This window comes from Angustibacter peucedani (assembly GCF_054779595.1).
Genome location: NZ_BAAGXY010000141.1, coordinates 1 through 590, shown reverse-complemented (window position 1 = coordinate 590; position 590 = coordinate 1). Strand labels below are relative to the sequence as shown.

Here is a 590-nt window from a genome sequence, read left to right as displayed (position 1 = left end):
AGCGGGTCAACCGCATCAGGACCTTTTGCATTCACTTTCGTGCGGCTGGCTGGCGTCATGCCGAACTCACCAAGCATGGCACGCAGACGTTTCCAGGCATCAGCTTTCATGATGGCGGCGGGGTGAGCCTTGATCAGTACATCCCCGCTCTGCGTTTCGGTCCGGTAGGTGTAGCCCTCAACTTCAAGCGTGTCGCAGTGATGCCGGTATTCGGTATAAGCCTCAACCAGCAGCTCAAGGGCTCTGGCGTCCAGCTGAGACATCACACCGATAGCATCAAGCTCGTCGGCCATCCGTTTAAACCAGTATTTCCCCTGCTTATCGAAATGCTTCGGCGTTGGGGGTACCCCTGAAGGGGGTTTTGGTTCGTTCTCATTGATCGGGCGTTTTGATGGGTTACCCCTCACCAAACGTAGATGGGTCGGGGTTTTCGGTGGTCCAGACATAATCGAAAACTCCTATTAATCATCGAATGGGGGACCCCATAAAAAAGTTTTCTAACCTGCGGCGATGTGAAAAGAGGTTAGGCGGCGGTCCTTTAGGCTGATTCCCCTGAGGTTTTTACCCGCCCTCCCCCTTTGACCAAATAT

At 53.7% G+C, this 590-nt stretch carries 1 protein-coding gene; it reads right to left on the bottom strand.

All coding sequences use genetic code 11. The features are described from left to right. A partial coding sequence (locus tag ACYVJ4_RS17760; protein ID WP_460461414.1) for a phage terminase small subunit P27 family occupies positions 1 to 446 on the bottom strand: 446 nt, incomplete at its 3' end. Positions 447 to 590: the final 144 nt, after the last annotated feature.